The sequence below is a fragment of the Paenibacillus sp. Cedars genome (assembly GCF_003184205.1).
Classification (GTDB): Bacteria; Bacillota; Bacilli; order Paenibacillales; family Paenibacillaceae; genus Paenibacillus_AQ; species Paenibacillus_AQ glucanolyticus.
This window is the reverse complement of the sequence record NZ_CP020866.1, coordinates 4,683,737-4,696,600: the sequence shown is the minus strand read 5'-3', so window position 1 is coordinate 4,696,600 and position 12,864 is coordinate 4,683,737. Positions and strand designations below refer to the sequence as shown.

Sequence of the window (12,864 nt, the reverse complement as noted above, 5' to 3'; positions counted from 1 at the left end):
GAGAACGCATCAGGGGAACAGCGTCAGAGCGAAGGAGGGACATGAATGAGAAAAAAGCTGCTGGGAAAGAGTTTCGGATATGTACTGATCGGGATCAGCTCCCTGATCATGATCGTGCCGTTTCTGTCGGCGCTCATGAATTCACTTAAAACCTATAAGGAATATACAACGGTTCCGCCTCGCTGGATCCCCGAGGTGTTCCAGTGGTCCAATTACGCGGACGTGTTCAAGCTGGGGAACATTGGCGGATACACGCTAAACAGCATCTTTGTCGCGTTATTGTCTGTTATCGGCGCCCTGATCTCCTGCTCTATGGTCGGTTTTGCATTTGCGAGACTGCGCTTTCCACTGAAAAGCGCGCTGTTCGTGCTGGTGCTCGGCACGATGATGATTCCGGCGGTCGTAATCATCATCCCGCACTTTATTATTTTTAATAAGCTGAACATGCTGGATACCCTCACGCCGCTGTGGATCATCGAATGGCTGGCTCAGCCGTTTGGTATTTTCCTCATGAGGCAGGCTTTCATGAATATACCTAAAGAGTATGAGGAAGCGGCCAAGATGGAGGGCTGCAATCCGTTCCAGATTTATATGCGGATTTTTATTCCGATGGCCAGGCCTACGCTTGCGACGCTAGCGATCTTTACGTTCATGGGCAAGTGGAACGAAATTCTGACACCTGTCATTTATTTGACCTCCAATGAGAAGTATACGCTTCCCATCGGGATTCTCTCCTTATCCGGACAGTGGACCGGGAATGAGCAGCTTATGATTGCGGCAGCACTGGTCAGCCTGGTTCCGATCCTGCTGGTCTTCCTGTTTGCCGAGAAATATTTTGTACAGAACCACAACATGGCCGGGATTAAATAATAGTGTTCGTTCAACGATTCGAGAAGGTCTGGCACAGAGGAAAGGGTGAAAGAGAAGATGAAAATAGCGGCATTCAGCGGATCACTCATTGATTACAGCATTCATGAAGCGATGAAGGTTGCGGCTGGGCTTGGTTTTGACGGTATCGAAATCGCGAGCCGCGAGCCGCATCTAAGCCCGGAGAGCTCCCTTCCGCGAGTCCGCGAGATGAGAAGCATTGCCGAGGGACACGGTCTGGAGATTCCGGCATTGGCAGGTTATATGGGGCATTTCTCGACAAGCGGAGATGCGGAATGTGCCGTGGCCTATGATCAGTTTCTGGGATTGCTTGAACGCGCGGTGGAACTGGAAGCGGACATGATCCGCATCTTTCAGGGAGGGCCGAATGCATTCCTGGCGGAGGACTATCATTATGCCAAGGCTGCTTACTGGATTCGGCGATGTGCAGCGGAAGCCCGTGCGGCAGGAAAGCGCATCGTATTGGAGATTCACAATCAGAGCCTGGTGGAAACCGCGGATAGCGGCCTGCGATTGTTGGATATGATCGGCGAGGAGCATGTCGGCCTCATTCATGACGCGGGGAATATGTACATCACAGACACGGAATTTGGGGAAGAGTCGATTCGGCAGCTTGGAAGCCGCCTGTTCCATGTGCATATCAAGGATGAGAAGCGGATCGGGCAAGGAGGGGCCCCGGGGACATTCAAGAATGTAACTCGTCACGGGGAAGAATTCTTCCTGCAGTGCCGGCTGGGTGAAGGAGAAGTGGACCACAGCGGGCTGCTCCGAGGGCTTCGGGAACAGGGCTACAAGGGCTGGCTGACGCTGGAATGCGCAGCGCCTTATCCGCCGAAGGAACGGCTCGCTTATGATCTGAGGATCATCAGGGAGTGGCTGCAAGCTGTGGAGGTGTCGGCGGGATGATGGGGAACGGACGGAAATTTGGTATTATCGGCTGCCAGCATGCCCATATCGGCATATTTATTGAGGAGATGCAGGCGCTTGGATGGGAATGCGCCGGGTTATATGAACCGGACCATACGGTATTAGCCTCTTCGCTTGCCGAGCGGTATGGTTTGGAACTGATCGGGGATCGGGAGTCGCTGCTCGCCGATGAACAAGTGATGGTCATCGGCTGCGCGGCGATCAACCGTGAGAAGATTGACGTCATCGAGCTGTGCGAGCAGCGCGGTAAACATATTATGATCGACAAGCCTGCAGTGACGGATCGCGCAGGGCTGAGCCGTCTGCACGGCGTCCTGGAACGCGGCAGGATTGAGGTGGGCATGATGCTGACCGAGCGCTTTCGTTCCTCCATGTATACTGTCCATCGGCTGATCCAGTCCGGCGAATTGGGGGATATCGTTCATATTTCGATGCGCAAGCCGCATCGGCTGAATCCGGTTACCCGTCCGGCATGGCATTTTGACAGAACGCAATCCGGCGGCATTCTGAATGATCTCCTCGTTCATGATTTTGATCTGCTGCGGTGGCTGACAGGCCGGGAAGTGAAGACGGTATCCGGTTATCTGGCGAAGCATATCCTGCCGGAATACCCGACCTTCTGTGATGCGGCAGGCGTTCAGGTGTTTATGGATGGCGGCATAACGGCACAGCTCTACGCAGACTGGCACACGCCGGCAGGCAGCTGGACCTGGGGAGATGGCCGAATATTCATTACGGGTACGTCAGGCATCGCGGAAATTCGGCTTGAAGGAGATCCGTTATTGTCGCGAGACGAGGTTGTGCTGGTTATCACCAATCAGGAGCTGCGTTCTGTGCCGCTGGAGGCGCCGCCGTTCTCGCTTGCGCAGGATTTCCTGAATCGGGTGGAGGGAGAACGCGGCTTGATCTCTCATCATGATATTTACACTGCTTCGGAGGCTACTGTAGCGGCAGACGAGGGAGCGCAGATCATCTGCCGGGAATAGGGAAGGCGCAGTCTTGCAGACCAGAACGTAATGGAGGAGGAACGGACAACATGACAGAGAAAAAGTCACCGGTAGGATTCGGTTTGATTGGCTGCGGCATTATTGCGGATATTCATGCCCAGGGCATCCTAAATACGGAGGAAGCGGTGCTTGCCGCCGTATATGATACGAAACGGGAGTCAGCCGTCAAGCTGACTGAAAAGTATGGTGGAGATATATGCGGCAGTATGGAAGAGCTGCTTGCGCGCGGTGATGTGGAGGTGGTCTGCATCTGCACGCCAAGCGGCATGCATGCAGAGCAGACAGCGATGGCTGCGCAGGCGGGCAAACATGTGCTGGTGGAGAAGCCGATGGCGATCCGGCTAGACGATGTGGAGCGCATGATTGAGGTATGCGCAGCGAACGACGTGCTGCTCGCCACCGTCTTTCCACGCCGGATGTCTCCGCAGGCAGCATATGCCCGTCAGGTCATCTCGGAAGGACGGCTGGGAAAGCTCAGTTTATGCTCGGCGTATGTCATGCTGTACCGTGATCAGGCCTATTATGACAGTGCAGGCTGGAGAGGGACCTGGGCGATGGACGGCGGGGGAGCGATGATGAATCAGGGGATTCACACCGTGGATATGCTGCAATGGCTCGTTGGACCGGTTGCCTCCTTATCGGCAAAGGCGAAGGCGGTCCTGCGCCATATCGAAGTCGAGGATACGGTCATCGCGACACTTGAATTTGCGAATGGCGCGCTCGGCGTTCTGGAGATAACAACAACGGCCCGCGACGGTAAAGGGCAGCGGCTAGTAATCCATGGGGATAAGGGAGTGCTCGTCATTGAAGAAGATACGATTGTGTCCCTGGAGATCGAAGGGGAGCCGGTACAGCTGCCCGAATTCGAGCCGTTCAAAGTAATACCTGACGGTCACCGTCTGCAAATTCAGGATATGGCATATGCCGTACGCGAAGGCCGCGAGCCTGTAGTTACCGGGGAGGAAGGCAGACATTCACTGGAGATTATTCTGGGCACCTATGAAGCGTCCCGGCAGCGCAAGGAAATCGAACTGCAGACCGGAACGCCGGCATTGTAAGAATGGAGGTAATCTACATGTCCCAGCACGGCATGAAGCCTGTTCAGGAAGAGATTAGAGATCGGCTGAGGGTCTGTGTTCATGATCACCGCGAAGCGATGGGCAAGGCGGCAGCCGCGGATATCCATGCGGCTATGAAGCGCCTTCTGGCTGAGAAGGAGCGTATCCGAATCGTATTTGCGGCTGCCCCCTCCCAGAATGAATGCCTGGCAGCGCTGGTTCAATCGCAGGGATTGGACTGGAGCCGGGTAACGGCTTTTCATATGGATGAATACATCGGTCTGCCCCGGTCTGCGCCTCAGCGATTCGGAAGCTACCTCTCCCGGAGCTTGTTTGATCGGGTATCTCCAGGGGAAGTGCATCTACTAGACGGCATGAATGATCCTGAAGCAGAATGCGAGAGATATGGCCGGTTGATTCGCGAGTCACCGATCGATATGGTGGTTCTGGGTATTGGCGAGAATGGGCATATCGCCTTCAACGACCCGCCGGTGGCTGATTTTGCCGATCCGTTATGGGTGAAGCAGGTCAAGCTGGATCTGGATTGCCGACAGCAGCAGGTGAACGATGGCTGCTTTGCCAATCTGGAGGAGGTCCCGAAATATGCACTGACACTTACCATCCCGGCTTTAATGTCGGGTGCCCAGTTGTTCTGCGTTGTTCCCGGTGCGAGCAAGCGAGCGGCGGTACAACGGGCGCTGTACGGCGAAATAAGCGAAGCCTGCCCGGCGAGTATACTTCGGCAGCATCCGGATTGCACGCTGTACGTGGATCGGGATTCGTACGGGGATATCCGGAATGGATAGCCAGCGTTGTGTTCGCACAGGCCTTCATTATGCATCGGAAGAGCGGATTCAGGTAACATGGAGCCCTGATGGCCGAATAGACAGCCTGCTGCCTGGGGAAGGCGAAGAGAAGATATGGATCGCGCCCGGATTAATCGATCTTCAGATTAACGGCGGTTATGGATATGATTTGAATTCGCTGCCGCTCACAACGGATACGGTCATTCAGGTAACCCGGCGTTTATGGGAGAAGGGCGTAACGCTGTATTACCCAACCGTCATTACCAACGGCGATGATGAAATCGAACAAATCCTTCGTGTTATCGACGCGGCTTGCCTGGAGGATGAAAGGGTCGGTTCAACCATTGGCGGGGTTCATGTGGAAGGACCGTTCATTTCATCGGAGGAAGGGCCCCGGGGAGCGCATGATTCCCGGTTTATCAAGGCTCCCGATTGGGGACTGTTTACAAGATGGCAGGCAGCTTCGGGGAACCGGATTCGTATCCTCACGTTATCGCCGGAGTGGCCGAATGCTGCGGATTTTATCCGAAAGTGCGTTTCATCGGGAATCGTTGTATCCATCGGTCATACCGCCGCTACGCCTGCGCAAATCCGGGAAGCGGTGGCTGCTGGAGCGACCATGTCTACTCATCTCGGCAATGGTGCGCATCTGACGCTGCCGCGCCATCCGAATTACATATGGGAGCAGCTTGCGCAAGATCAGTTATGGGCAGGTATGATCGCGGACGGTTATCATCTGCCGGATTCGGTCATCAAGGTGATTCTCCGCGCCAAGTTGACCAAAACTCTGCTCGTAAGTGATGCCGTCTATTTAAGCGGGATGCCGCCAGGAGAATACGAGACCCATATCGGTGGCGACGTCATCTTAACACCGGAAGGCCGATTGCATCTTGCCCGCAAGCCTGAACTGCTGGCCGGTTCAGCCATGATGCTTCTCGAAGCGGTGCAGAGGCTGGCGGAGTCGGGACTGTGTTCATTCCCCGAAGCTTGGGATATGGCTTCAATGCTGCCGGCGCAGGCGATGGGGCTGGCGGATTATGATGGGCTGAAGAGAGGAGCAAGGGCCGATTTCGTGCTGCTCGAGAAGCGCGAGGGGAGCCTTCGCGTACTGGAGACCGTCAAAGGCGGTCATTCGGTATATCGTGCGGAGGGCTGACGGATTTAATTAAGTAGAGACAAAGAACTGAACCATTCCCTGCCAAGCAGACATGAACCCTTGGGTGTTTGCTTTGGCGGGGATTGTTGTTGTTCTGCACGAATATACGCTTGAAAGTTTATGCATGACCTCCGTGCGGGGATAGTTTAGAATAGGGAATAACATAGGAGTTATATGATGTTCTCATGGTTCGATCCTTATCACAGCGAAGCAAAAGGAGGTTATCACACTGAATCGGAAAGTTTCCGCTGCACGTAAAGTTTCCACCTGTACATTCATTTTGCCTGTTATCTTATTCATCATAGAGGTTCTGTTTGTCCGTGACGGGCACGGGTTCCACTATTATGGCCTTCTTTCTACTGTCGTTATCCCGCCATTCGGTATCGTATTATCCATACGTTCCTACGGGAGAACCGATTCGAACAGGGACCTCCTATTAATCGCTTGCAACGTGCTTGCGCTATTATCTTATTTTATTTATACCTTCTTAGGATATCTAATGATGGGCCCGTAAGAAATGAACACTTTCCTCAAGGACCGTGAGTCCGCGCTTGCTGCGCTTCACCGTGTTGAATAGACGAAGAGTCAACAGTCTAAGCATAGGCAGACTCTGCCGGTAGCGGCTTCTGCAGAACCTTGGGAAGGGTGGTGAACAAGCTCCTGCCGTTTTTTTTATTTATGAGGCTGGTTTATCAACATTCATCCATTCCTCTAGTCATACTTCGCTATAATCTCGTTCAATATCCCCTTCATGCACTCCACCAGTTCACTCGGCTCCTTCACGGTAGCTTCATTCCCTAAGCCGATAAAAAATTTGGCAAAATACATAAGCTCGCTGCTGGGGACGTTCTGGTTAAGCTGTCCGCTTCCATCCGGCGTTATATCCATATGAGGAACATGCCATAATTCGGACTCGCAGCGCCGAACGCCTTCCCTGCTCAGATCGACAATCATCCGGATATACACAGGCTTCTCTGACCCATGTTCCTCCCAGTTTCCAAGGTGGATATGACGGTGGTCGAGCGGCTCGATTCCGGTTGAATCATTAGCGACGGATTGCATTCGGTCACAACGGAACAGACGAAAGTCCCTGCGTAGAAAACAATATGCGGGGCAATACCAGAAGCCGTTGCTGGCATAGATGCCTACGGGCTGGATGGTTCGCTCCGAATAGCCGTTTTTCGTTTCATATTGCATCGTAACCACCCGCTGATCCACGGATGCTTCCAGCAGAACTCCAAGATATTCGGCTTTCTGCTGTCTTGTGTGCGTTAGAAAATCCACCCGGTTCTTCATCTGGTCAATGCGGTCCCGGACGTCACCCGGCATATAATAATAAAATTTCTGAAGTGCGGTAGAAGACTCGGCCTCGAAGGGAAGAAATAGATAGTGGCGCAAGGCGTGACTGGCAAAAAACATCGCAACGGCTTCTTCCTCGCTGAAGGCAATCGGAGGAAGGATCCGCTCCTTCAACACCTGGTACCCGCCGTGCGGACCTACCTCCGAATACAGCGGTACTCCAAGCTCGCTCAGTTCCTGAAGATCTCGCAGTATCGTACGGGGAGACACATCGAATTGATCAGCCAGCTGTCGCACGGTAAATTTCCGCATCCGGTTTACGGTCATCATCAGCTCCATGAGACGTTTGGATTTGGACATAATATCAGCTCCGTATTCTTTGATAACTATGACAATAGTTGTCACTATTATACTCTATACTCATGTTAGAACCTAGATGTTCCCCTAACCCCAAATAAGAAAGAGGAGTGAAGACAAATGAGTGATTTAAAGGAAATGAAGCAGCTGCTGTTCGAGGAACTGGAGCACATCGTGAAGACAACCTCCAATCTGATTGCCAAAATTTCGGCAGAGGATTGGGATTACAAGCCGGCTCATAATATGAGGTCGCTTCAAGAACTGGTGCACCATCTCGTATCCGTGCCTGCTGCCGATTTATTGATTTTGCAGGAGAATAGTGAAGAGCAGATTCGAGAGCTTGAAGCGAGTATTGCCGCTGACGGCGGGGACAAGGACAAGCTTATGGTTTGGATGAACAGGGGACTTGCGGATGTAAAGTCGTATATGAGCGGGTTGACAGATGAAGAGTTTATGCAGAAAAAAACCAAGCCCTTCTACTTGGAGCATGGCTCCACGCAAGCCAAGTGGCTGATTGAAATCGTTACGCACGCCCAGCACCACCGGGCTCAGATGTTCAATTACCTGAAGGCCCAGGGTTATGAAGTGAATATGTTCGATTTATATTAGATAAGCGCTAACCCGAATAAGCTCCATTCTTGCACGGGAGGAGACACCGCTATGAGGCGGTGTTTTTTTTGTGTTTTTTGAAGGGAAGAAAAAAATGCTTGAAGATGACGTAACGTCACCTAATATAATGGCATCAACGTTGATAAGGGGTGGAGATAGAGATGAAACGATATACAGTTGCGATATTAGGGGTCCTGAGTTTGTTTCTGCTCAGTGCATGCAGTTCAAACGGTGCAAGTGAAGATACCCAGATTGTATCTCTACAGCAAATTGAAGTAGTAGAGATTGAGCATGGCAGCACAAGCTTGCATGTGGAGACAGCGGACGTGGAAGCATTGGAAGTTTTGCTGCTCAGCCATAACAAACCCGCGAAGGCCGTTGTGGATCAGGCCGACAACCAAGTAAAGATCCATTTAGACAATGACATCACCCGCATGTTGAATATCGGCAGGATGCCGCAGCTTAAGGTTCGAATTCCGCAGGATTATGCAGGTAAAGTTCAGATAGAGGGCTCTTCCGGCAATGTAACGGGTACCGGATTGCAAAGCCAGATCCTGCAATTAAAAGGAAAGAGCGGTAACATCTCGCTGGCCTTTACGAGTATCGATCATGATGTGGATGTGACGGTCAAAAGCGGAAACGTCAACCTGAAGCTGGGAGAAGAAACCCCGAATGCCGAATGGCTCTTGCAATCGGGGAGCGGACGCCGGTCTGTCTCTCTCCCTTTGGAGGACAGAAGTGAAAGCAATCGCAAGACCGAGGGCCGGTCAGGAGATGGCACCAATAAAGTGAAGATCAAAACCGGCTCGGGAAACATTACGATACAATAAAATAACGCAAAAACATCCCCTTGTCTGTCCTGTTTCCAGAGTCATGGATCTCTTTGAACCCTGTGGAAAAAGGACAGTTGGGGGATATTGCACGCAATGGTTTAACACCAGTGATAACTAGAATAATAAGGGTGATTGCATATTAATCCTCAGCAGGTGCGGAAGACTTCGACGAAGCGGATGATCTTATATACTCCGGCGGCTTCACGTTATCAATAAGCAGAATGCCGTCGTATTGATCACGGGGCACGAAGCTCTCTGGAATCATGCCCCAGCTGTAGGCAAACCGCGGTTCGAACATCCATGAGTTTCCGGCCTCATGGTTTCTGTAACGCAGATCTATGAAGGTATATGGTGCGCCTGCAGCTGACAGAATGGATTCCATGGAACCAGGCTCTGCCGGCAGAACGTCATGCACATTGCCCATGTTATCCGCGGTTTGCCCGCTGGCCGGGTACAGTCCAAGGACATAACTGTATTTTTTCATCTCATCGGATAGTTGTTCTCCCATTAATGCAACCGGATACGGAGAGCCCATCACTTCGGTCTGAGCCTTACGGATGTGATCGTTATGTCCCCAGACGATGAATTTCTCGGTAGGGTACACTTCGGTAGCCAGCCACATGAGGTTATCCAACATCGCTTGATCTCGCCATTCCATCGATTTAAGGAACGGGGTATAGTCGCCGCTTTCCATGCCAAGCGTAGACTCGATGGAGATTTCCACATACTCCTCAGCAACCCGAATCCGGTCGTTCAAGCTTCTCTCCAGCAGCGTGGTCAGCTTAGGGTTATCCGGATAAAGCAGCTTCAGATGAGCCTCGTTAGCCTCTGTTTTCAAAGATTTCAGAGCGTCCTTATAAACTTGAATGAGCTGCTTCTTCTCTTGGCGGTAAGCTGCAAGATCTGTACCAGCGGAGTAGCCGGAGAGTTTCTGCTCCGCTTCCGCAAGACGCCCAGCCATAACCTTATCCTTCAGCCACGCTCCGTCAAACAAAGGATTTTGCAACTGTATATCAAAACCTGTCAATACGAGCGGCTGCTCGCTCTTTCGGGAGGTTTTGATATATTCGAACAATGGCATGATTTCCTTGGACCACCAGACGCCGAAGATGGAATCTTTCATGGTTTGCTCTGCGCTCTGTTGTCCAGCTCTGCCGTATGCGAGAGAGGTATTTCCGAGACCGCTCTCAAAAGCCAGCACATGGTATCCCATCTCTTGATGAAGGAACTGAATCAATCGGGTTTTTGCAAGATTGAACTCGGCAACGCCGTGGGAACTCTCCCCCAGGAATACAAAGCGTTTGTCGTGCAGCAAAGGCTTCAGCATGGCCAGATCCTTGAACGGAGTGGTTCCGTTGTTCGTACCCGCGGGCTGTATCGTATCCAAGCGGTATGCGTGGTCCTTGGCCCAGCTCCCCCACTCGGCTATTTTTTCATCCGATGTTCGGGCAGTCTTAACTTCTGTAACCTGTCCTTGGATGGCATCCGGGGGAGAAGCGTACGCTTTTCCGTCAGGGATCAGGGATGTGCCCAGGATGGAGGCGGTGAGCAGGCACAAGGTGAATGCTTTGCTTGTTTTATGTAATGGCATGATAGATGAAGTCACTCCTTATAGGATGATCTGGATTAAATGAACGGTATTTAATTGTTGAACATACATAGTAAAAAAAACTCGTCAGGATGTTTCTGTGCCCTGGGTATGGTAATTGATCTTGGCATCCCCTCCTTAACATAGTCACGAATACGGTCTGATGGTCCAAATAAACGCCTTGCCAGTCTAGTCTTCATCCCAGAACAGATCATTGAGAGTACGCGAGAGAGCCTTGCAAATGGCCACGCACAAGCTGAGGGAAGGATTATATTTGCCAAGCTCGATCAATCCGATGGTCTGTCTCGAGACGCCGACAATCTGGGCTAATTCTTCCTGTGAAAGATCCTTTTGGACCCTTGCCATTTTCAGTTTGATATTTTTCATGCCAATTCACCTTGATACCTTTCTACGAATCAAACTCATCGTTCTGTGACATTCTTCGGCTGACCTTGTTGGCACCGTAGTGGATCGCAGAATTCATGACAACAAAGAGCGGGAGATAGATGATCAGCGAAACAAGGAAAACGATGAAGAAATACTTCCATTCGGTTAAACTGTTGCCATTCCCGTACAAGACCGCACTTCGGATACCGAAAAAAAGAGCGAGTACGACACCGATAACAAGACCCGAGATCGCAGTACGCTTACTGAACGAAACCTTGCTCTTCTGGTCGTGAATCTCTACCTCATCGGAGTAGATTCCCAGCGTCACGCTTCGGATGCCGAAATATAAGCTTCCTCCAATAATGATCAACATTTCCAGCAGAACGGATTCCGTTGTGGTCAGCATAAAAGACTTGATAATGACAGAAATACTGCAGATGACCATGATCAAGGTGTATACCTCTTTGTATAATTTGTTCTTCATATTGACGATGCGCTCATCCTCAACAGCGTTTCTCTTAAACCATTTCATATCCATCAATCCCTTCCGTCTCTCTAAAGAGTAAGTACCTGAAATTTCCTGAATACCTGAATTGTAATGGTATTTACGTCATTTTGCAATATATATATGTCATTATGATTAAAATAATTAACATGAACAAAAAAAAGAAGTATATCTTATCCATGCATGTTACCGTAGCGGCTGGCCTTTTTCTTGATATATTTTGCTATGTAGAGGAACAGTGAGCAGCGGGTTTACATCCTTTGTCCTCATGTTAAAATGGTTATTGGGCGCATATCACCCACGCAAAATAGAGGATAGGAGCGTGTTCGATGCCATGATCCATTACATTCGTTTACGTTAATGTGAGGTACAGATCGTATAAGCTCGGCCATTTTTAAAAAGAGTGATGGCTAGAGTTTATTTATCTGTGCCTTTTTCATTTCGTCATAACGAATGGAAAGGATGATTGGGCTGTGTCCAAAAATGAAAAGTTGTTGCAAAAAGCGAAACTGCTGTCGATTCATGAGCAGATGTTCAAATGCCCGATCTGCGGCTGTTCCATGAAAGTTGAACGATTGGCAAGTGTAGTGTGCGAGAAGGGCCATTGTTATGATATATCCAAGCAAGGGCATGTGAACTTGCTCTCCCATGCAGTCACAACAAAATATGATAAGGCCCTGTTCGAATCCCGAAAACGGATAAACAACAGCGGTTTTTTTGACCCGATGATGGAGCGGATTACGGATCGGATCCTTCAAGCAGAGAAATCAGAAGGAATGGAGCTGAAGATACTGGATGCAGGCTGTGGAGAGGGTTCCCATCTAACTGGTATAACGAACAAACTTGGGAAGCGGCAGCTGGAGCAACACGTGCTTGGCGTTGGCGTGGATATTGCCAAAGAAGGCATCATGATGGCCGCAAGAAATGCACCCGGACATATCTGGTGTACGGCAGATCTGGCGAATAGCCCGTTCGCGGACAAGCAGTTCGATTTTATTATGAATATATTGTCTCCCTCCAACTACGCCGAGTTCGGTCGAATGCTTGCAGATGATGGAATGGTAGTGAAGGTGATTCCGGGAAGCGGTTATTTGCAGGAGCTGCGAGAGATGTTCTACAGACAGACGAGCAGAGCGAGTTACTCCAATGACAGCACGATGAAGCTGTTTGGCCGTCACTTTGACCGGATGGATTCCGAGCGGATTCAGTATCGCGTCGATTTGGATTCCGGGCAGATGAGACACTTGATCCACATGACGCCGTTATCCTGGGGGGGTTCCCCGGAAGTCATTGGGCAGACGCTGGATGAAGAGATGGGGATAACCGTGGATTTGACTGTTCTCTATGGCTGGAAGAAGAACCAGAGGTTCTGGTAGTTAGATTCGGGAATTTATGTTTTGCTATTGTGCTCCTTTGGGAGATAATGTGAGTAGATGCCTATTAT

The 12,864-nt window shown here is 50.7% G+C and carries 13 protein-coding genes; 9 read left to right on the top strand and 4 right to left on the bottom strand.

Annotated features, from left to right (window positions below):
• Positions 1 to 45 precede the first annotated feature (45 nt).
• Genes B9D94_RS23265 through B9D94_RS23240 form a run of 6 tightly spaced genes read left to right on the top strand, consistent with a single transcriptional unit; the run spans position 46 to position 5,842 of the window.
• A complete protein-coding gene (locus tag B9D94_RS23265) occupies positions 46 to 870 on the top strand; it encodes a carbohydrate ABC transporter permease (RefSeq protein WP_006208494.1) in 825 nt (274 codons plus the stop codon).
• Positions 871 to 927: 57 nt separating this feature from the next.
• A complete protein-coding gene (locus B9D94_RS23260) occupies positions 928 to 1,794 on the top strand; it encodes a sugar phosphate isomerase/epimerase family protein (protein WP_036641053.1) in 867 nt (288 codons plus the stop codon).
• Positions 1,791 to 2,801: a Gfo/Idh/MocA family protein gene (locus B9D94_RS23255; RefSeq protein WP_148248076.1), complete on the top strand. Its 1,011-nt coding sequence runs from the start codon at positions 1,791 to 1,793 to the stop codon at positions 2,799 to 2,801. The genes B9D94_RS23260 and B9D94_RS23255 overlap by 4 nt, the downstream gene beginning before the upstream one ends.
• Positions 2,802 to 2,851: 50 nt before the next feature.
• Entirely contained in the window at positions 2,852 to 3,880 is a 1,029-nt protein-coding gene (locus tag B9D94_RS23250) for a Gfo/Idh/MocA family protein (protein WP_006208497.1), read from the top strand.
• A 17-nt stretch (positions 3,881 to 3,897) separates the two neighbouring features.
• Entirely contained in the window at positions 3,898 to 4,686 is a 789-nt protein-coding gene (locus B9D94_RS23245; RefSeq protein WP_148248075.1) for a glucosamine-6-phosphate deaminase, read from the top strand.
• Complete coding sequence (locus tag B9D94_RS23240) at positions 4,679 to 5,842, top strand: N-acetylglucosamine-6-phosphate deacetylase (protein WP_148248074.1); 1,164 nt, start codon at positions 4,679 to 4,681, stop codon at positions 5,840 to 5,842. Before B9D94_RS23245 ends, B9D94_RS23240 begins: the two co-directional genes overlap by 8 nt.
• Before the next feature lie 711 nt (positions 5,843 to 6,553).
• Here the strand turns inward: B9D94_RS23240 and B9D94_RS23235 are convergent.
• Complete coding sequence (locus tag B9D94_RS23235) at positions 6,554 to 7,501, bottom strand: helix-turn-helix transcriptional regulator (RefSeq protein ID WP_148248073.1); 948 nt, start codon at positions 7,499 to 7,501, stop codon at positions 6,554 to 6,556.
• 117 nt (positions 7,502 to 7,618) lie between these two features.
• On the opposite strand from B9D94_RS23235, the gene B9D94_RS23230 reads away from it, so the two are divergent.
• Positions 7,619 to 8,107, top strand: a complete 489-nt coding sequence (locus tag B9D94_RS23230; RefSeq protein WP_036641064.1) for a DinB family protein — start codon at positions 7,619 to 7,621, stop codon at positions 8,105 to 8,107.
• Positions 8,108 to 8,268: 161 nt separating this feature from the next.
• Positions 8,269 to 8,937: a DUF4097 family beta strand repeat-containing protein gene (locus tag B9D94_RS23225; RefSeq protein ID WP_148248072.1), complete on the top strand. Its 669-nt coding sequence runs from the start codon at positions 8,269 to 8,271 to the stop codon at positions 8,935 to 8,937.
• 142 nt (positions 8,938 to 9,079) lie between these two features.
• Here the strand turns inward: B9D94_RS23225 and B9D94_RS23220 are convergent, their stop codons facing one another.
• The 3 genes from B9D94_RS23220 to B9D94_RS23210 form a co-directional block, all read right to left on the bottom strand.
• Positions 9,080 to 10,531, bottom strand: coding sequence for an erythromycin esterase family protein (locus B9D94_RS23220; RefSeq protein WP_148248071.1), 1,452 nt, complete (start codon positions 10,529 to 10,531; stop codon positions 9,080 to 9,082).
• Between the two features lie 186 nt (positions 10,532 to 10,717).
• Complete coding sequence (locus B9D94_RS23215; RefSeq protein ID WP_036641069.1) at positions 10,718 to 10,915, bottom strand: helix-turn-helix transcriptional regulator; 198 nt, start codon at positions 10,913 to 10,915, stop codon at positions 10,718 to 10,720.
• A gap of 22 nt (positions 10,916 to 10,937) precedes the next feature.
• On the bottom strand, positions 10,938 to 11,447 hold the full coding sequence (locus B9D94_RS23210) for a DUF6773 family protein (RefSeq protein ID WP_228030064.1): 510 nt from the start codon (positions 11,445 to 11,447) through the stop codon (positions 10,938 to 10,940).
• 446 nt (positions 11,448 to 11,893) lie between these two features.
• On the opposite strand from B9D94_RS23210, the gene B9D94_RS23205 reads away from it, so the two are divergent.
• The gene (locus B9D94_RS23205) at positions 11,894 to 12,796 is read left to right on the top strand and encodes a putative RNA methyltransferase (RefSeq protein ID WP_148248070.1); all 903 of its coding nucleotides are present in this window, start codon (positions 11,894 to 11,896) and stop codon (positions 12,794 to 12,796) included.
• The last annotated feature ends 68 nt before the right edge of the window (positions 12,797 to 12,864 follow it).